Annotated in this window: 19 protein-coding genes; 11 read left to right on the forward strand and 8 right to left on the reverse strand. The window is 59.3% G+C overall.

From position 1 onward, the window contains the following. The first annotated feature begins 3 nt into the window (after positions 1 to 3). The 8 genes from B9Z40_RS12675 to B9Z40_RS12710 all read left to right on the forward strand — a co-directional run bounded on the left by B9Z40_RS12675 (position 4) and on the right by B9Z40_RS12710 (position 4,168). Complete coding sequence (locus B9Z40_RS12675; RefSeq protein ID WP_100119233.1) at positions 4 to 426, forward strand: BLUF domain-containing protein; 423 nt, start codon at positions 4 to 6, stop codon at positions 424 to 426. A 37-nt stretch (positions 427 to 463) separates the two neighbouring features. After that, positions 464 to 1,279 carry a DUF429 domain-containing protein gene (locus B9Z40_RS12680; protein WP_100173711.1) on the forward strand — a complete coding sequence of 272 codons (816 nt, stop codon included), beginning with the start codon at positions 464 to 466 and terminating at the stop codon, positions 1,277 to 1,279. Positions 1,280 to 1,409: 130 nt separating this feature from the next. Continuing rightward, positions 1,410 to 1,694 carry a type II toxin-antitoxin system HicA family toxin gene (locus tag B9Z40_RS12685; protein WP_100173712.1) on the forward strand — a complete coding sequence of 95 codons (285 nt, stop codon included), beginning with the start codon at positions 1,410 to 1,412 and terminating at the stop codon, positions 1,692 to 1,694. Then, a complete protein-coding gene (locus B9Z40_RS12690) occupies positions 1,691 to 2,029 on the forward strand; it encodes a type II toxin-antitoxin system HicB family antitoxin (RefSeq protein ID WP_100173713.1) in 339 nt (112 codons plus the stop codon). The genes B9Z40_RS12685 and B9Z40_RS12690 overlap by 4 nt, the downstream gene beginning before the upstream one ends. A gap of 17 nt (positions 2,030 to 2,046) precedes the next feature. Then, complete coding sequence (locus B9Z40_RS12695; protein WP_100173864.1) at positions 2,047 to 2,262, forward strand: DUF4287 domain-containing protein; 216 nt, start codon at positions 2,047 to 2,049, stop codon at positions 2,260 to 2,262. A 52-nt stretch (positions 2,263 to 2,314) separates the two neighbouring features. Further along, positions 2,315 to 2,704, forward strand: coding sequence for a cupin domain-containing protein (locus B9Z40_RS12700; protein WP_100173865.1), 390 nt, complete (start codon positions 2,315 to 2,317; stop codon positions 2,702 to 2,704). A gap of 29 nt (positions 2,705 to 2,733) precedes the next feature. Continuing rightward, entirely contained in the window at positions 2,734 to 3,690 is a 957-nt protein-coding gene (locus B9Z40_RS12705) for a putative transporter (RefSeq protein WP_100173714.1), read from the forward strand. A 34-nt stretch (positions 3,691 to 3,724) separates the two neighbouring features. Beyond that, the gene (locus tag B9Z40_RS12710; protein WP_100173715.1) at positions 3,725 to 4,168 is read left to right on the forward strand and encodes an SRPBCC family protein; all 444 of its coding nucleotides are present in this window, start codon (positions 3,725 to 3,727) and stop codon (positions 4,166 to 4,168) included. 6 nt (positions 4,169 to 4,174) lie between these two features. On the opposite strand, the gene B9Z40_RS12715 is transcribed toward B9Z40_RS12710, so the two are convergent. From B9Z40_RS12715 to B9Z40_RS12730, 4 genes are read right to left on the reverse strand one after another with little or no spacing between them, the layout of a single operon-like run. Further along, entirely contained in the window at positions 4,175 to 5,860 is a 1,686-nt protein-coding gene (locus B9Z40_RS12715; protein ID WP_100173716.1) for a SulP family inorganic anion transporter, read from the reverse strand. A gap of 23 nt (positions 5,861 to 5,883) precedes the next feature. Beyond that, positions 5,884 to 7,215, reverse strand: a complete 1,332-nt coding sequence (locus B9Z40_RS12720; protein WP_100173717.1) for a sulfatase — start codon at positions 7,213 to 7,215, stop codon at positions 5,884 to 5,886. A 6-nt stretch (positions 7,216 to 7,221) separates the two neighbouring features. Continuing rightward, entirely contained in the window at positions 7,222 to 8,193 is a 972-nt protein-coding gene (locus B9Z40_RS12725) for a tripartite tricarboxylate transporter substrate binding protein (RefSeq protein ID WP_100173718.1), read from the reverse strand. 27 nt (positions 8,194 to 8,220) lie between these two features. After that, positions 8,221 to 9,198, reverse strand: coding sequence for a tripartite tricarboxylate transporter substrate binding protein (locus B9Z40_RS12730; RefSeq protein WP_100173719.1), 978 nt, complete (start codon positions 9,196 to 9,198; stop codon positions 8,221 to 8,223). A gap of 202 nt (positions 9,199 to 9,400) precedes the next feature. On the opposite strand from B9Z40_RS12730, the gene B9Z40_RS12735 reads away from it, so the two are divergent. Further along, positions 9,401 to 9,868, forward strand: coding sequence for a thermonuclease family protein (locus B9Z40_RS12735; protein WP_233204911.1), 468 nt, complete (start codon positions 9,401 to 9,403; stop codon positions 9,866 to 9,868). Positions 9,869 to 10,108: 240 nt separating this feature from the next. Further along, complete coding sequence (iaaH, locus tag B9Z40_RS12740; RefSeq protein WP_100173720.1) at positions 10,109 to 11,524, forward strand: indoleacetamide hydrolase; 1,416 nt, start codon at positions 10,109 to 10,111, stop codon at positions 11,522 to 11,524. Here iaaH (B9Z40_RS12740) and B9Z40_RS12745 read toward each other — a convergent pair. Then, a complete protein-coding gene (locus B9Z40_RS12745; RefSeq protein WP_100173721.1) occupies positions 11,515 to 12,294 on the reverse strand; it encodes a helix-turn-helix transcriptional regulator in 780 nt (259 codons plus the stop codon). The genes iaaH (B9Z40_RS12740) and B9Z40_RS12745 overlap by 10 nt on opposite strands. A 177-nt stretch (positions 12,295 to 12,471) precedes the next feature. Between B9Z40_RS12745 and B9Z40_RS12750 the strand changes: the two genes are divergently transcribed. After that, positions 12,472 to 13,428 carry a Bug family tripartite tricarboxylate transporter substrate binding protein gene (locus B9Z40_RS12750; protein ID WP_100173722.1) on the forward strand — a complete coding sequence of 319 codons (957 nt, stop codon included), beginning with the start codon at positions 12,472 to 12,474 and terminating at the stop codon, positions 13,426 to 13,428. Positions 13,429 to 13,511: 83 nt separating this feature from the next. Here B9Z40_RS12750 and iaaH (B9Z40_RS12755) read toward each other — a convergent pair whose 3' ends face one another. The 3 genes from iaaH (B9Z40_RS12755) to B9Z40_RS12765 all read right to left on the reverse strand — a co-directional run bounded on the left by iaaH (B9Z40_RS12755) (position 13,512) and on the right by B9Z40_RS12765 (position 16,849). Next, positions 13,512 to 15,140 (reverse strand): indoleacetamide hydrolase, encoded by a 1,629-nt coding sequence (iaaH, locus tag B9Z40_RS12755; RefSeq protein ID WP_100173723.1) that lies wholly within the window; start codon positions 15,138 to 15,140, stop codon positions 13,512 to 13,514. A gap of 101 nt (positions 15,141 to 15,241) precedes the next feature. Beyond that, positions 15,242 to 15,976: a LuxR C-terminal-related transcriptional regulator gene (locus B9Z40_RS12760; RefSeq protein ID WP_158238097.1), complete on the reverse strand. Its 735-nt coding sequence runs from the start codon at positions 15,974 to 15,976 to the stop codon at positions 15,242 to 15,244. Positions 15,977 to 16,090: 114 nt separating this feature from the next. Continuing rightward, a complete protein-coding gene (locus tag B9Z40_RS12765; protein WP_100173725.1) occupies positions 16,091 to 16,849 on the reverse strand; it encodes a molybdopterin-synthase adenylyltransferase MoeB in 759 nt (252 codons plus the stop codon). Positions 16,850 to 16,851 lie beyond the last annotated feature (2 nt).

The raw sequence follows: 16,851 nt of genomic DNA on the forward strand, positions 1-16,851 counted from the left end.
ACCATGTTGGTACGCCTGCTTTACGCCAGCCGCGCGGTGGACACCCGGCCCGAAACCATTGAGTCCATCTTGAGCCAGTCGCGCCAATTCAATCCGGCATCTGGCATCACGGGCATCTTGTGCTACGGCGGTGGCATCTTTTTGCAAGCCATCGAGGGCGGGCGAACCGCCGTGAGCGAACTGTATGGCCACATCCAGAAAGATGCGCGCCACAAAGAAGTGGTCTTGCTGCATTACGAAGAAATCTCAGAGCGCCGCTTCGGTGGCTGGACCATGGGCCAGGTCGACGCCTCGCGCGTCAACACCAACATCTTGCTCAAATACTCCGAGCGTGCCGAGCTGGACCCGTACAACGTGTCGGGCAAAGTCTCGCTGGCCTTGCTCGAAGAGCTGATGGCCACCGCGTCCATCATCGGGCGCGCCTGAGCTTTGTAGGAGCGACGCCCTCGTCGCGAAGCGAACCATGAACCTCATTGGCTGCGACTTCTCCAGCAGCCCCAGCAGGCGCAAACCCATCGTGCTTGCGCTGGGCCAAGCCCGCCAGGGCAGGGTGCAGCTGCAAGCCCTGCAGACCTTTGACACGCTGTCTGCGTTTGGCGACTGGCTCGCGCAGCCCGCTGATTGGGTGGGCGGCTTTGACCTGCCTTTTGGCTTGCCGCGTGAGCTGGTCGAGACCTTGGGCTGGCCCACCGACTGGGCGGCTTGCATGGACCATTACTGCGCCTTGGAGCGCCCCCAAATTCGCGAGCAGTTTGCCGCGTTTTGCAATGTCCGGCCAGTGGGTGGCAAGTTTGCGCACCGCGCCGCCGACAAGCCCGCAGGTTCCAGCCCGTCCATGAAATGGGTCAACCCGCCCGTGGCCTACATGCTGCACGCGGGCGTTCCCCTGCTGCGCCAAGCGGGTCTGCACCTGCCCGGCCTGCAGGCAGGCGACGTGCGCCGCGTGGCGCTGGAAGCCTACCCCGGCTTGCTCGCACGGGAAGTGCTGGGGAACACCAGCTACAAAAGCGACGACAAAGCCAAACAAACGCCAGAGCGTTTGCTGGCCCGGCGAGAGTTGCTGGGCGCGTTGGAACGCGGGCAGACCCGTCTGGGCCTGCGCTTGGTGGCCAGCAATGCGCTGCTGGGCCGTCTGGCCGACGATGCCAGCGGCGATGCGCTCGACGCCACCCTGTGCCTGATGCAAGCGGCTTGGGCGCAGCAGCAGCACGAGGCGGGGCATCCGCAATACGGCTTGCCGCCGTTTGATCCATTAGAGGGATGGATCGTTACCGCCTGAAAGCCATGTTCATCAGCATGGCCTGTTGCTCAAGGTCATACCCCAACGACTGTTAGATCAAGTCAAAGTCGATCTCAAAGCCAGCGCATAATTAATGGATATAAAAATACTCATTAAAGAAGGTGTTGACATGATTGCACTTTTTGATAGCATTCCCAGTGTCAGCACGAAACACCGAAGAACCTTGCGTGCTGTATTTGCCAAGCCCACATTGGCCTCGCTGGTTTTTGCAGACATTGAATCGCTGCTGGTGGCCTTGGGTGGTGATGTGCATGAACGCGAAGGTTCCCGCATCAAGATCACCCTCAAAGACGAGCAATGGCGCTGCCATCGCCCGCATCCAGGCAAAGAAGCCAAGTGCTATCAAGTGGAAGAAGTGCGCGAGTTGTTAGAACGAGTTGGAGTCCATCCATGAACACCATGACTTATAAAAACTATTTGGCCCGCATCGAGTTTGATGAGCGGGACAACATTTTTGTGGGCCGCGTTTTGGGTCTGCGCTGCATCATCGGATTTCATGGTGAAACAGTGTCAGAGCTTCGGCATGAGTTTGAAGTGGCCATTGATGATTTTTTGGACGACTGCAAGGCTCAAGGCATCCCACCCGAAAAACCAGCCTCAGGCAAGCTCATGCTACGTGTGCCGCCTGAAACCCATGGTGCTGCTTTGGTGGCGGCACAAGCCGCCGGAAAGAGTTTGAATCAGTGGGCGACCGAGGTTCTGCAATCTGCAGCGAGCTCCGCTGCATGAATAAGGAAGCCATCGTCATGACAATTCCTGAAAAACCCAAAGGCCCCGCGTCTTATTTCCCTTCCATCGAAAAGAAGTACGGCCAACCGATTGGGCATTGGCTTGACTTGCTCAAGTCGTGCGATGGCATGAAACACATGGAGATGGTGGCCTGGCTCAAGACCGAGCACGGCATGGGTCATGGTCATGCCAATGCCGTCGTGGCTTACTGGCGGGCCTCTCAAACCGCATAAGGATGCACAAGACTGTTCAGTCAATTCAACCCAAGCTCTCAAGGAGATGCAGATGACGACACAAGGTTTCGTGGTCACCCACGCCAAGGACGCGCAGTTTGAAAAGGGGCTACGCTCATTTTTTGAGTACCGTGATCTCGGCATGAAAGATGCCACCCAGGGCAGGGTGACGGCCAGCGTCATTCGCGCCGCTGGCGGCAAGGAATTTTCGAGTCAGCCGCACCTGCACCACACCGAGTTTCAGCTGGTCTATGTACTCAAAGGTTGGATCGAGTTTGAGTACGAAGGGCAGGGCGTTGTGCGCATGGAGGCCGGCTCTTGTGTGCACCAACCGCCTGGCATTCGCCACCGGGAACTGGGGCACAGCGACGATGTGGAGTTGCTTGAAGTCGTTTTGCCCGCAGACTTCAAGACCGAGACGGTAAATAACGTCAACCCCTGACCCTTGCACCATCACCTGAAGGCTTTTGGATGTTCCGCAGTTTTTTTCTATCACGCCGTTGGGCTTTGTGGGCTTGGGGTGGTTTATTGGTCTTGGTCGCGCTGGTGTTCATCACGGTGCAGCAGACCGTCAAGCTCAACAGTTGGTACGGCGAGTTTTACGATTTGCTGCAAAAGCCCGAGCAGGCCGGGGGCCTAGAGAAGTTTTGGGGCTTCATGGTTCAGTTTGCGTGGATCGCGTTTCCCTACATGGTGCTGCGCAGTGTGGAAACTTATTTGGCCTCACATTACGCTTTTCGCTGGCGGCAGGCCATGACCGAGGGTTATTTGCCGCGTTGGCAAAAGACCAGCGAGACGATTGAAGGGGCTTCGCAGCGCATTCAAGAAGATTGCATGCGCTTTGCCCGCCAGACCGAAAACCTGGGTCTGGGTCTGGTGCGTGCGGTGCTCACACTGGTGTCTTTCATTCCGATTTTGTGGGCCTTGTCCAAGGGCATGGCCATTGCCTGGCTGCAGTTTGAGGGCTCGCTTTTCTGGGTGGCTTTGACCACTGCGGTGGGTGGCACCCTCTTGTCGTGGTTTGTGGGCATTCGCCTGCCTGGTCTGGAATACAACAACCAGAGAACCGAAGCCGCTTTGCGTAAGGATTTGGTTTACGCCGAAGACGACCGTAGTCGCATGGATTTACCCACCGTGTTGAATTTGTTCACCGGGGTGCGTTTGAACAACTTCCGTTTGTTCAACCACTACGCTTACTTCCATTTGTGGAGCAATTTCTACAGCCAGACGATGGTGATTTTTCCCTACCTGCTGATGGGGCCATCTCTGTTCACGGGCTTGATCACGCTGGGCGTGATCCAACAGGTGAGCAATGCGTTTGGCAAGGTGAATGAGGCGTTCTCTTACCTGATCGAGCGCTGGACCGACATCACTGAGCTGCGGTCGATTTACAAGCGTTTGACCGAGTTTGAAAAAGGCTTGGTTTGATCGTTGGCAAAATGGCCGACAGTTAGGAGAACCTATGCCCCACACCGTTACATTTCAGCGCGTCTTTCGCGCACCCGCTGAACGTGTTTTTCGCGCTTTCATCGACCCCGATGCGATGGCCAAGTGGTTGCCGCCCCATGGGTTCACGGGCCGCGTGCATGAGATGGACGCCCGTTTGGGCGGCGTCTACAAGATGTCATTCACCAACTTGAGCAATGGTCAATCGCACAGCTTTGGGGGCAAGTTTTTGGAATTTCGCCCCGCTGAGTTGCTGAGCCACACCGACCGTTTTGATGCCACCGATTTGCCGGGCGAGATGGTCACCACCATCCGGTTTCAAACGGTCTCGGTGGGCACCGAGTTGAACATCGAGCAAGCGGGCATTCCCGATCCGATTCCGGCTGAGGCCTGTTGTCTGGGCTGGCAAGAGTCGCTGCAATTGCTGGCGCTGCTGGTCGAGGCGGAAATCCCCGCTTGATGGGTTTCAGATGGCAGCTGCGCCCATGTCGTCTGGCAGCGGGTCGAGCGCCTTGAGTGCTTGCAGCGCTTCGGCATCGGTGCGGTACATCTTGAGAAACGGCCCCTCGTTGAGTTCACCAGCACGGCGCAAAGCGCTTTCAACGGGCAACTTGATACCACTGATGTAAAGGGTGATCCCCCGTTGGGCCAATTGGCGGTGCAGTTGTCCAAATGTCTCCACGCCTGTGGCATCCACCCGATTGATGGGTTGTGCAAACAGGCCAACATGCTTCGTGTCGGGGTGACGCGCCAAGTGATCGGTGATGGCCCGCTCAAAGTCGCTGGCGGCGGCAAAATCCAATTCAGCATCCATGCGCATCGCATACAGGTGTTGCGCCAATGGCGGCAATTTCCACAAGTGGCGATCACGCAAACTGCCATCGGCATGCAGGCCCACTTCGATGATGCGCGGGTGCAAGCGGGTGTGCAAAAAGTGGCTCAAGCCCACCAACACGCCGGTCATCACGCCCCAGTAAATACGCGGTGCGGTGGCCAGCGTGATGGCAAACGTGATGCCTGCGGTCAGGGTTTCAATGCGATCGATGCGCCAGAGTTTCAGGAATTGCCGGGGTTGGAACAGGTTCAGCACGGCCACAATGACGGCGGCTGCCATGACCGAGCGCGGCACGTATTGCAACGCAGGCATGAGGATCAGCAAAGCCAGCAGCACAAAGCCGACCGAGGCCACCACCGCCCAACCAGACCGCGCGCCTGAATACAGCATGAGCGCTGAGCGAGAGAATGAAGTGCTGGTGGGAAAGCTGCCCGAAAACGCTGAAGCCAGTTTGGCCAACCCTTGGCTAAACAGTTCGGTGCTGTCATCCCAGCGTTTGCCGTCGCGTTGGCATTCGATGCGGGCACTGGATGCGGTTTCCAGAAAGCTCACCAAGGCAATCACCATGGCGGGCACCCACAGTTGGTTGAGGGTGTCCAAACCTGGCCAGTGAGGCCAGTAAAAGTCGGGCAAGCCCGAAGGCAGCAGGCCAACAATCTCACCGTGGTCTGCATACCCCGTGGCGTAGCCTACAGCCGAGGCGACGCCCATCACCAGCATGATGCTGGGCCAGCGGGGTTTGATTTGGCGCAGCACCAAGAGCGCGCCCAAACTGACCAAACCAAACAAGGCTGGCCAGTTGGTGAGCCATGTGGACCAAGTGCTCGGGTCCCAGCTCCAGGCCTTGACGCCCAGCAAAGCGGGCACTTGTGAAGCCATGATCAGCAAAGAGGCTGCTTGGGTAAAACCCATCATGACGGGGGCACTGACCAGGTTGATGAGCCAGCCGTAGTGGCCCAAACCCAGCAGCAGCTGGATGGCACCCGACAACAGTGACAGCCACACCGCCAGTGCGACCCATTCGGGTGAACCGGGCTCGGCCATGCCGGTCAGCGATGCCCCAATCAACACACAAGTCAGCGCAGCCGGGCCAACCGACAAGCGGGTGGCGCTGCCAAACAACACGGCCAGAAGGGCCGGAATCAGGCAGGCGTAAAGCCCTGTGACCAATGGCATGCCTGCCAGGCCCGCGTAGGCCACGGCTTGCGGCACCATGACCAAGGCCACGGTCAAACCCGCCAGCATTTCGGTGCGGGCCAGCGGAGCTGTCAGTTGGGGCCACTCACGAAAAGTGAGGAATCGATCTATATAAGCCATGCTCGATCTTAGCCGCCGCCACTTCAACGCTGCGGCATGTCCTTGACCGAGTAACCCAAACTGACCGTGGCGTCTTCGGGGATGGCGGGCACGGTGGCGTCCCAGTTTTCCCACGCAGAGCGCATGGCTTGCAAGCGCTCCGGCTGCCGTCCGCCCAGGTTGGCACGTTCGCGCTCATCTGCCGGGATGTTGAACAGGTAGTCGTTACCGTCCACCCGCAGGTATTTGTAGTCGCCCATGCGCAGGGCGCGTTGGCCCCGGTGGTTCATGCGCCAGTACAGCGGGCGCTCAAACTGGTGCTTGGCGTCGCGGAGCACGGGGGCGAGCGACACGCCGTCAAACGGGTGCTCAGCATCGGCCTGTGCACCTGCCAACTCGACCATGGTGGCCGACCAGTCCATGGTCATGCAATGCTGGGCGGATGTGCCGCCCGGCGCGACAACAGCAGGCCAGTGGGCGATCCACGGCACGCGGATGCCGCCTTCGGTCAGGTCCATCTTGCCACCTACCAGCGGCCAGTTGTCGGAAAAGCGTTCGCCGCCGTTGTCGCTGGTGAAAACGATCAGGGTGTTGTCGAGTTGGCCTGTCTTTTTGAGCGCGTCCACCACCCAGCCAATGCCTTCGTCCATGTGGTGGATCATGCGATGGTAGGTGTGGATGTTGCCGCCGTGCAGGTGGAACAAGTTGTCTTTGACTTCAGCCGCCAGCGCATGGTCTTCGCGGGTTTCCCAGGGCCAGTGGGGTGCGGTGTAGTGCAGGCTCAAAAAGAAGGGTGTGCCCTGCGCAGCGCCCGGGGCCATGCGTTCCACAAAATCGACCGCTTTGTGCGAGATCAAGTCGGTCAGGTAGCCGTCTTCGTGTTTTTCTTCTTCGTTGGTGTACAGGTCGTGCGTGCCGTTGTTGCTGGCGTGGGTGAAATAGTCCACCCCGCCTGACATGGGCCCAAAGAACTCTTCGTAGCCTGACTTGATCGGGCTGAAATGGGGCGGGTAGCCCAAATGCCATTTGCCGATCAAGCCCGTGCGGTAGCCACTCGCCTTGAGCAGCGAGGGCAGCGTGGGGTGCTCAGGCGGCAGGCCCAGAATAGTGCTGCCTTTGCTCTTGCTGTTGATGGGCTCTTCCCCACCGCCGCGCAGGCGGTATTGGTAGCGGACGGTCATGAGGGCAAAACGGGTGGGCGAGCACACGGGCGAGTTGGCATAACCCTGTGTGAACTTGAGACCCGCAGCGGCGAGCTGGTCGAGCACGGGCGAGACCTTGCCGAACTTCGCGTCGCGACCGCCGTAACAACCGAGGTCGGCAAAGCCGAGGTCGTCGGCCACGATGAAGATGATGTTGGGGCGTGGGGTTGTCATGAGAGGTCAGTCAACTTTCATGCCTGTGGCGCGGATCACGCGGCCATAGCTGTCCGAGAGTTTGCTCAGTCGCGCGGCCGCTGCACTGCCGGTCAGGCCTTCGTAGGCCATGTCCAAATCGTTCAGTCGGGTTTGCAGCTCGGGTTTGGCCATGGCATCGGTGATGGCTTTGGCCATGGTTTGCATCAGAGGCTCGGGGGTGTTGGCAGGGGCCATGACCACGTAAAGCACTTCGCTTTCCAGATCCTTGAAACCGGCTTCGGCCATGGTGGGGACATCCGGGGCCAAGCGTGAGCGTTTGCGGCTGGTGACGGCCAGCGCCGTGACTTTCCCGCCTTTGACTTGCGGCAGCATGCCGGGCGTTGCCAGGGTGCCGCCGTCCACTTCGCCCGACACCACGGCCATCACTGCGGGCGAGTTGCCTCGGTAAGGCACATGGACCAAGCGCGTGCTGGCAGACACATTGCTGATGTTGACCCACAAATGCCCGGGCGAACCATTGCCACCCGAGCTGAAGTTCAAGCTTCGGTCACGGGCTGCTTGCATGAAGTCTTTCACGTTTTTGATGCCGGTACTTGGATGCACACCCAAGAGCAAGCCGGAACTGGAGAGCACCACCAGTGGCTTGAGGTCGGCCTCTTTAAAAGGCATGGTTTTGTAAATATGCGGGTTGATGGTGTGGGTGGTGTCGATGCCCCACAGCAGGCTGTAACCATCGGCTGCTGATTTGGCCACTTGGTCTGCACCCACATTGCCTGCAGCGCCGGGTTTGTTTTCGACCACAAAGGGCTGGTTGAACTGCTTTTGCAGCACATCACCCACCGCGCGGGCCAAAATATCAGAAGGGCCTCCCGGCGGGAAGCTGTTGACAAACTTGACGGGTTTACTGGGCCAAGGGGCATTTTGGGCGATGGCGCAGGTGCCCACCAGCAGGGCCAAACTGCCCATCAAACAAGCGCGACGAAATGACTTTTGCATGGGTTTATCCTTGTCTGCTCAATGTTTTCAGTCCAATTGCACGCCTGTGGCTTTGATGGGTTTTTCCCATCGGTTGAGGTCGGCTTTCTGTGCTGCCGCCAGATCGGCTGAGTTCGAGCCAATGGGTTCAAGGCCCAATTTGAGCATCTTGTCTTTCATGGCCGGGTCGCGTGCGATCTTCATCATGGCTTTCTCCAGGCGGCCAAGGGCATCGCCTTTCAGGCCTGCGGGGCCGTACATGGCGAACCAAGCCGTGGCCTCCATGTTGATGCCCGACTCTTTGAGCGTGGGCACTTCCGGCACTTGCGAATCGCGCTGGCTGCCGGTCACGGCAATGATGCGTGCTTTGCCTGCACGGTGCATTTCGGCGGTTTCCGACACCACGTCAAACTTGTAGCCGATGTGGCCGCCCAGCAAGGCGTTGTTGGCCGGCGCACCGCCCTGGAAAGGCACATGGTTCAGGCTGATGCCTGCAGACTGCTCCATTAAGACGCCCATGAAGTGGGGCAAGGTGCCCGCGCCGGGCGTGCCATAGCTGGCATTGCCGGGATCGCTCTTGGCTTTGGCCACCATCTCGGCCACGTTTTTTACGTTGCTGGCGGGGCCGGAGACCACGCCAAACTGAAAGCGGGCAATTTGAGAGACCGGGGTGAAGTCTTTCACCGCGTCGTAGTCGAGCTTTTTGTAGACATGGGGAAACAGCACCATGGGGCCACTGGGCAACACGATCACGGTCTGGCCATCGGGTTTGGCTGCTTTGACGATGTTCAGCGCAATGCGCCCGCCTGCGCCAGGTTTGTTGTCGACGATGATGGTGCCAAAGTCATCGCGCAGCGCATCGGCCACCATGCGGGCCAAAACGTCGGCCGAGCCGCCGGGCGGAAAGCCCACCACTATTCGCAGAGGCGGTTTTTCTTGTGCCTGCAGGCTGGGCGAGAGTGCGGCCAGGCACAGCGCGATGGCGCCCAAGGTCCGGCGGGTGAGGGGGATGCGCAATGGCTGCATGAAAGTCTCCTTTTTTGCGGGGCGGCATGTCCCCGAATTAATTCATTGGTTCGCCACTGAATGTAGCGCCTTCGACGAGAATGATCTTCACGAATTCCTCCCTGAAAACCCTGATGTTTTTGAATTGTTCTTTTCGTTCGGCGAGGCCAGGCCCGTGTCTGATGGCATCCGCATGAGGAAGGCGGCCCCATGTCTGGCGGCGATGGCTTGTTGCTTGTCTTTGGGCGTGCAAGCGGCCGAATCTTGGACAGGCTGGGTCAGCTGGGTCATGGATGGCGACACGGTTTTGCTGGTACGCGAAGGCCAACACGAGCCGGTCAAGCTGCGCATCGAAGGCATTGACGCGCCCGAGACCTGCCAGCCCGGTGGGACCGAAGCGCGCGACGCGATGATTCGGCTGGCGCTGCGCAAGCCTGTGCAAGTGCTGGATCACGGCCAAGACAGCTATGGTCGGCAGATTGGGCGCTTGACGTTAGATGGCGTGGACTTGGGTGCCGAAATGGTCCGATCAGGCATGGCCTGGGCCTACAGGTTTCGCACGGGCAAGGGCCCTTACGCGGGTTTGCAGCGGCAGGCCCAACTGCAAAAGATCGGTGTATTTGCCGCACCTGATGCCGCCATGTCGCCGCCCGTGTTCAGGAAATTCCATGGCACTTGCCACGGCGCTTGACGGTTTGTAAATATTCGCGAATAGGGCCCGCTCTCACGATAGACCGTGGCCAGTTTGTCTGAAGGAGGCGACCCCGGCGACCGAAGGGTGTTCAGAATGGATGCTTGAACTGCGATGGTGTTGAGATGAGATTTGTGAGCATGGACACTTGCTAATGGAAAAACGTAAACACCATCATTCATAGGGGTGTGCAAGAAGTGGGCGGCCTCTTAAAGTGAAGTATTTTCCTCTTCACGCTCTATGGTCCCCGTTGAACTCACGCTGATGGAAGCGGCCACAGCGCTGCGGAAACGACAACTCGGACACCTGGAGTATGTCCTGGCCTTGATGGCGCAAACCGACCGACTTGCCCCTTTGAATGCCTGGATCAGCCGCGATCCTGAACGATTGATCCACCAAGCCAGAGCACTCGATCTGGTCAGGGCTGCGCCATCGGATCATCTCCCTTTGGCGGGCATACCGGTGGCGATCAAGGACAACATCGACACCGCCGATCTGCCCACCAGTGGTGGCACGCGCGCCTTGCTCGCTTCCAGACCCCAGCGCAATGCCGCTGTGGTCGATCGCCTGCTGCAATCGGGCGGCTTGATCGCTGGCAAAACCAATCTGCACGAACTGGCCTTGGGGGGCACCACCCACAACGCGGTCACGGGTGCTTGTCGCAACCCCTGGAACCCCCTGCGCGTCCCGGGTGGCAGCTCTGGTGGATCGGCCGTGGCCGTGGCCTCGCGCATGGTGCCCGCCGCTCTCGGCACAGACACCGGTGCTTCGGTGCGCCTGCCAGCCGCTTTGTGTGGTGTGGTGGGGTTCAGGCCCAGCATGGGCCGCTACCCCTCGCAAGGCATCTTGCACTTGTCACCCAGCAAAGACACCGTGGGGCCGATGGCCCGCAGCGTTGCCGACGTGGCTTGGCTCGACGCTCTCTTTGCTCAAGATTCACCGAACGTGCCGGATGTGTCACTCAAAGGCCTACGTCTGGGTATTCCGCGAGGGGACTTCTTTGAAGGCGCTGACCCGCAAGTTCTGGCGGTCATTGAGCAAACGCTGGATACGCTGGTCGCTGAAGGCGTTGTGTGCGTGATTTTGGATGTGCCCGACCTGAAGCGGCACAACGACACCACGGGATCGACCTTGGTGATGTTCGAAATGATGCAAAGCCTGCCCGCTTATGCCAAGGCGCAGGGCTTGTCGATGGACGCCCTGCTGGCGGGTGTGGGCAGCCCAGATGTGGTCCGGATTTTGTCTGGGCAACTCGGCGATACACGCGTCACGGCCACGGCCACGGCCTATGCTGGGGCACTGAGCAGGCGGCAAAAGCTGCAGGCCGCTTATGCCCGGCACTTTGCCAACCACCGCCTGGATGCACTGGCTTTCCCAACCTGCCTCATGACGGCCCCACTGATTGGTCACGACGAACTGGTGGATTTGCATGGGCAAGCAGTGCCCACATTCCAAACCTTGATCCGCAACACCGACCCCGGCAGCAATGCCGGACTGCCCGGCATCAGCCTTCCGGCGGGTTTGACGGCCGAGGGCTTGCCCGTGGGGCTGGAGCTGGACGGCCCCTTGGGCACAGATCGCCACTTGTTGGGTGTGGCGGCGGCCATTGAGCGGGTTTTGCCACGCCTGCCTCGGCCACCGATGATTCAGGCCTGATGCAACAGTTGTCCGATGTGGGCGGGTAATTTGTTGCGCCCCTGAACGCCGAGCTTTTCAAACGCGTGGCCCAAGTGGTAGCGCACGGTGGTAAAGCCAATCTGGAGCTGCCGTGCAATGTCCTTGTCTGAGCAACCGTTCAGGCAAAGCAGCACCACATCGGCCTCGCGCTGGCTGAGCTGACAAGGCCCGCTCAACAAGCGGCGCAGCTCGGCTTTGTCATGGCCCATCCAAGCGGGTTTGGTGGAATCCACCGCCTCCAGTCGGCTCAAGGCCGCTGTGAACACCGGCGCCAGGATGTTCAGGCAAGCCATGTCCTGAGGACTGAAGTCTTCTCGTCCCCGCGCCCGGTAAATGACCAGATCGCCCAGACACGCATCACCACGGTAGGCGTACAGGTTCACACCCCAGTGAATGCCGTCCTGGCGCAGGTGGTCGTTGTAAAACTCGGAGCCCTCCAGCTCTTGCGCAGAACACACATCGCTGACCCGAGCGGGCGTGCGCACGGCCCGAAGGCGGGGTGTGATGGGGTCACAAAACTGGAAATGCGCTTCATACGCCCGGATTCTGGATTGCTTGACGTTGTAAGACGCGCAGATGGCGTAGCGATGGGTGGTGGAATTCCATTGGCGGGACACCAGATGATCGGCCTGCATGAACTGCGCCAAGGGTTGCGCCAGGGACTGGAGCAGTTGCGCTTTCGTGACGTCCGATGCCATGACCGCGCACAGCTCTGCCAGCATTTTGGATTGTTGTGTGTTCAGGTACATGGGGGGCTTTTCACAAGCACTTCAAGTTAACAAATGCAAAGGCAAGGTCAAGAGAGATTACCCGCTGTGTGGCGCCTTGAACTGGACCAACCGTCAATTTTGAGGGTGTTCGCTTCCGGCATAAAACCCTAAAGTCATCTCGTGTGTTTTTCAACTTTTGAACCTTAAGGAAGCGCGATGAAAACGAAACTCTGGTTGGGCAGCGTGTTGCTGCTGTTATCTGGGCTGGCGCAAGCCAACGACCCGGTCCCCCTTAAAGTGTTGGTGGGTTTTGGCGCTGGCGGCTCGGCCGACCTGGCCGCACGTCTGCTGGCCGAACGCCTCAAGGACGAATTGGGCCGCCCGGTGGTGGTCGAAAACCGCGTGGGTGCAGGTGGCCGCATCGCCGCTGAAGCCTTGAAGAATGCCGCGCCCAACGGGGCCACGGTGATGTTGGCACCCATTGTGGTGCCGGTGCTGGCACCGCTGGTTTACAAGAAACTCAACTACGACGTGCAAAAAGACCTTGCACCTGTGGCGCACATTGCAGACTTCCAGTTTGGTGTGTCGGTCAAGGCCGACAGCCCCATTCGCAGCATTGCGGACTTGGTGCCCGTGGTCAAAAAGAATCCCAAAACCGGCTCATTTGGCTCACCCGCCCCAGGCAGTTTGCCGCATTTCTTTGGCGTGATGATCGGCCAGAAGACGGGGCTCGATCTGACGCATGTGCCCTACAACGGCGGCGCGCAATTGATGACGGCACTCATCGGCGATCAAGTGACTTTGGGCATTGACACCTTGGTGGACCAGGGCGAGATGCACCGCGCAGGCAAAAGCCGCATCCTGGCCACCTCAGGCCCTCAGCGCAATGCCTTGTTTCCGGATGTGCCCACGCTGCGTGAGTCAGGCTTCAAGGATTTGGTGGGCGTGGGCTGGTTTGCCCTGTTCGCACCAGGCGGTACCGATTCCGCGCAGATCACCACCTTGAACGCCGCCGTGAACCGGGCTTTGAAAAACCCGGCACTCAAAGATCGCTTCACCAAAATGGGCCTGGAAATCGGTGGTGGCAGCCCGCAAGACCTGCAAGCGCTGATCAGCTCAGAAACCGCCCGCTGGGCACCTGTGGTTAAGGCTTCCGGTTTCACGGCTGACTGAGCACGCACTTCTAAAAAACGGCCAGGTGGGGTCATCCCACCTGGCCTTTTTTTGCATTCAAACCGGCTCAAGGCCGGTCTTGATCAGATCGCTGGCGCTTTGACCGAGCCCCAAACCGCTTCGATGCCCATGCCAATGGCGAGCAAATTGGTGTCTGACCCCAGTGGTCCGTCGATTTCCATGCCCACGGGCAAGCCGCCAGCCGTCAGACCCGCAGGGATCGACAGGCTGGGAATGCCGGCGTTGGTGCACGGGTCGGTATGAAAGATGCAGGTGCCAAAGGTGTCGCGTGCGGTTTGTTTCGCCACACCGCCAACGGTGTAGGGGAGTTTTCCCGAACTGGAGCCTGTTGCCGTATCTATTTTGGGCGCTGCCAAAAGAGTGGTGGGGAACAAAACACACTCCACGCCTTGCGCTGCAAAGTAGTCTTTGTAAAGTTTTTGCAGTTGTGCGCGGCCACCTGTGGTGGGGACCATGGCAGCGTCATAGGCGGCCGCAAACACATCGCCCGCAATGGCACCAAAAGCGCCTTGTACGTCAGGACTGGCCAATCCAGCCTGCACTTGTGCAACGGTGGTCACAGGCGCGCTGTTCGCGCTCAAGTAAGCAGGAATCGCAGCGACGGGTTCGTGCAGGGCAATCGGGAAAGACATCGAGTCGTTGAGCGCCATGATGCCGGTCAAGTCGGCGTCGACGAACACCACACCTGCATCGGCCAGTTTTTTCTTGGCTGCCTCCGCAACAGTTTTCACGCTGTCGTCCAGATCCGCCCAGAAGGCGGCGGGAATACCGATCTTCAGACCTTTGAGCGCTTTGGCCGTGGGCACAACGCCGCCCGTGATGACCGCGTCGAGCAAGGCGATGTCTGCCACGGTGCGGCCCATGGGGCCCACGGTGTCTCGTGTGGTGCTGATTGGCAGCGCATCTGTCGCGGTGTCTGGGTAGCGGCGACCTTTGCCAGCGCCATCGCCCACCGAGGGGCGAAAGCCCGCAATACCGCAGAACGACGCGGGCACGCGTGTCGAGCCACCGGTGTCGGTACCCAAACCTGCCGGCGCAAAGCGCGCAGCGATGGCAACGCCGTTGCCACCCGATGAACCGCCAGGAACACGGCTGGTGTCATAGGGGTTTTTGGCAGGACGTGTGGCTTCTTTGCTGATCGGGTCAATGCCCAGCGTGAAATTGGTGCTGGTGATGCCAAAGGCCCACTCGTGCAAATTGGTCTTGCCCAAAATGATGGCGCCTGCATCGAGCAGTTTTTGCACAGAAGGCGCGTTGGTTTTGGGCTGGAAATTGCGCAGTGAAGAGGTGCCGCCCGTGGTCTTCATGCCTTTGGTGTTGATGTTGTCCTTGACCACAATCGGCAAGCCAGCCAATGCACCCAATGTTTTGCCAGCGGCCCGGTCGGCATCGACTTGCTTGGCCGCAGCCAAGGCGCCCGCTTCGTCAAGGGTGATCATGGCGTTGAGCTCAGACAAGGACTTGGCACGGTTGATCAGACTGGTGACGTAAGTGGTGGCGGTCAAGCTGCCTGCTTTGTAGGCGGCCAAGGCCTGCGTGGCGGTGAGCGCCAGCTGTTCATCAGCGCTCAATGCAGCAACGCCACTGCTGTTGCCGCCGCAGGCTGTCAAGCCAGCGCCGCCCAACATGGCTGCAGCTGAAACAGCGCCCGTGCTTTTGAAAAATTGTCGACGTGATGTATTGGGTGTCATGAAGGTCTCCTTGGATGTTGAAACGCCTGGATGGACGTTCTGTTCATGCTAGGGAGACGGCCTGCCCGCAACCATCCTCAAGATTCAGGAGTTTGCGGCCCTCAGGCGCGCAATTTGTGCACCAGTGCTGCGCGGCTGCTCACGCCCACTTTGCGAAAAGCATTTTCCAAATGCGTACGCACTGTGGTGGGTGATATCTGCAAGGCCCGCGCGATCTCTTTGTCTGGCATGCCCAGCATCACCAGCCGCGCAGTCTCTTGCTCACGGGGTGTTAAGCGCTGAGACAAGGTGTTGAGCTGCAAGTCCTGCGGCTGTGTCGACCGTTGAGCTCTGGCCAGTGCGGTCACAAATGCTGGCTGCAACATGTCCAGCAGGCGCAACTCATCGAGAGAAAAGTTCTCACGCCGCTTGTCACGCCAGATGCGCATGTCTCCCAGGTTTTGCCCTTGGTGCCAGGCATACAGGTTCACACCCCAATACAGCCCATCTTTGTTCAAGAAGTCATTGAAGAATTCGGTTTTTTGAAGCGCCTCATGGGCCAACACATCGGTTGCACGTACAGCCACCTGATAGCGTTGCATCAGGGGTGTGATCGGGTCATGAAACTGGTAATAGTTTTCGTAGGCCCGCAGATTCATGGGGTCCATGTTGATCTGGATGGGTTGTGAAAAACTCTGGCTGCCGGGCTGCCAGACATAGCTGGCGTAATACTGCGCACCGAGCAACTGCATGACCAAGTCACCCATGATCTCTCGGATCTCGGTTTCTTCGTGCGGCTCGGCCAAGGTCTGCATGATCTGGCCAAGTAGCGTTGCCTGTTTGGAGCTCAAATACATGGTGTGCGTGTGTTTGCGGAATGACCTGTCTGGATTACATAACGAATTACTGCATCTGACGAACCGGGTTTGCCCCATCCTCTTTATCAAGGAGGGGCAGGCCAGCAGGCCATTTCAGGATGAGCGGTGCGCCGCGCACACCGGGCAATCCGGGTTGCGTTGCATGCGGATGTCGCTCCAGGACAGCTCGCGGCCATCGAGCATGAGCAAACGCCCGGCCATGTGGCTGCCCATGCCGCTCAAGATTTTGAGGGCTTCGGCCGCTTGTACTGTGCCGATGATGCCCACCAAGGGCGCAAACACGCCCATCGTGGCGCACCGGGTTTCTTCGGGGGCTTGCTCGGGCGGGAAGATGCAGGCGTAGCAAGGCGCCTCAGACTGGGTGATGTCAAACACCGAGACTTGCCCGTCCATACGGATGGCCGCACCCGAGACCAGGGGTTTGCGGTGCTTCACGCAGGCCTGGTTCACGGCTTGGCGGGTTTCAAAGTTGTCGCAGCAGTCGAGCACCACATCGGCCTGGGCCACCAAGGAGTCGAGCAAAGCCGCATCAGCGCGCTGGGTGATGGGGGTCACGGTCACATCGGGGTTGATTTGCGCAATCGCCGTGCGCACCGAGTCGGCTTTGAACTGGCCCACCCGGTCCAAGGTGTGGGCAATCTGCCGCTGCAAATTGGTGGCGTCGACCAGATCGTCGTCCACCACGGTGATGTGCCCCACGCCTGCACTGCCCAAATAGAGGCTGACGGGGGAGCCCAAGCCGCCAGCGCCGACGATCAGGGCGTGCGAGGCCAGAAGTTTTTCCTGGCCGTCGATGCCCAGTTCATTGAGCAACAGGTGCCGCGAATAGCGCAGCAGCTGCGCGTCATTCATGC

The sequence above is a fragment of the Limnohabitans sp. 15K genome (genome assembly GCF_002778285.1).
Classification (GTDB): Bacteria; Pseudomonadota; Gammaproteobacteria; order Burkholderiales; family Burkholderiaceae_C; genus Limnohabitans_A.

What these genes read in the sequence shown, in the direction of transcription:
- B9Z40_RS12675 (WP_100119233.1), top strand. Translation starts at nt 4, where the DNA reads ATGTTGGTACGCCTGCTTTACGCCAGCCGCGCGGTGGACACCCGGCCC.
- B9Z40_RS12680 (WP_100173711.1), top strand. Translation starts at nt 464, where the DNA reads ATGAACCTCATTGGCTGCGACTTCTCCAGCAGCCCCAGCAGGCGCAAA.
- B9Z40_RS12685 (WP_100173712.1), top strand. Translation starts at nt 1,410, where the DNA reads ATGATTGCACTTTTTGATAGCATTCCCAGTGTCAGCACGAAACACCGA.
- B9Z40_RS12690 (WP_100173713.1), top strand. Translation starts at nt 1,691, where the DNA reads ATGAACACCATGACTTATAAAAACTATTTGGCCCGCATCGAGTTTGAT.
- B9Z40_RS12695 (WP_100173864.1), top strand. Translation starts at nt 2,047, where the DNA reads ATGACAATTCCTGAAAAACCCAAAGGCCCCGCGTCTTATTTCCCTTCC.
- B9Z40_RS12700 (WP_100173865.1), top strand. Translation starts at nt 2,315, where the DNA reads ATGACGACACAAGGTTTCGTGGTCACCCACGCCAAGGACGCGCAGTTT.
- B9Z40_RS12705 (WP_100173714.1), top strand. Translation starts at nt 2,734, where the DNA reads ATGTTCCGCAGTTTTTTTCTATCACGCCGTTGGGCTTTGTGGGCTTGG.
- B9Z40_RS12710 (WP_100173715.1), top strand. Translation starts at nt 3,725, where the DNA reads ATGCCCCACACCGTTACATTTCAGCGCGTCTTTCGCGCACCCGCTGAA.
- B9Z40_RS12715 (WP_100173716.1), bottom strand. Translation starts at nt 5,860, where the DNA reads ATGGCTTATATAGATCGATTCCTCACTTTTCGTGAGTGGCCCCAACTG.
- B9Z40_RS12720 (WP_100173717.1), bottom strand. Translation starts at nt 7,215, where the DNA reads ATGACAACCCCACGCCCCAACATCATCTTCATCGTGGCCGACGACCTC.
- B9Z40_RS12725 (WP_100173718.1), bottom strand. Translation starts at nt 8,193, where the DNA reads ATGCAAAAGTCATTTCGTCGCGCTTGTTTGATGGGCAGTTTGGCCCTG.
- B9Z40_RS12730 (WP_100173719.1), bottom strand. Translation starts at nt 9,198, where the DNA reads ATGCAGCCATTGCGCATCCCCCTCACCCGCCGGACCTTGGGCGCCATC.
- B9Z40_RS12735 (WP_233204911.1), top strand. Translation starts at nt 9,401, where the DNA reads ATGGCTTGTTGCTTGTCTTTGGGCGTGCAAGCGGCCGAATCTTGGACA.
- iaaH (WP_100173720.1), top strand. Translation starts at nt 10,109, where the DNA reads ATGGTCCCCGTTGAACTCACGCTGATGGAAGCGGCCACAGCGCTGCGG.
- B9Z40_RS12745 (WP_100173721.1), bottom strand. Translation starts at nt 12,294, where the DNA reads ATGTACCTGAACACACAACAATCCAAAATGCTGGCAGAGCTGTGCGCG.
- B9Z40_RS12750 (WP_100173722.1), top strand. Translation starts at nt 12,472, where the DNA reads ATGAAAACGAAACTCTGGTTGGGCAGCGTGTTGCTGCTGTTATCTGGG.
- iaaH (WP_100173723.1), bottom strand. Translation starts at nt 15,140, where the DNA reads ATGACACCCAATACATCACGTCGACAATTTTTCAAAAGCACGGGCGCT.
- B9Z40_RS12760 (WP_158238097.1), bottom strand. Translation starts at nt 15,976, where the DNA reads ATGTATTTGAGCTCCAAACAGGCAACGCTACTTGGCCAGATCATGCAG.
- B9Z40_RS12765 (WP_100173725.1), bottom strand. Translation starts at nt 16,849, where the DNA reads ATGAATGACGCGCAGCTGCTGCGCTATTCGCGGCACCTGTTGCTCAAT.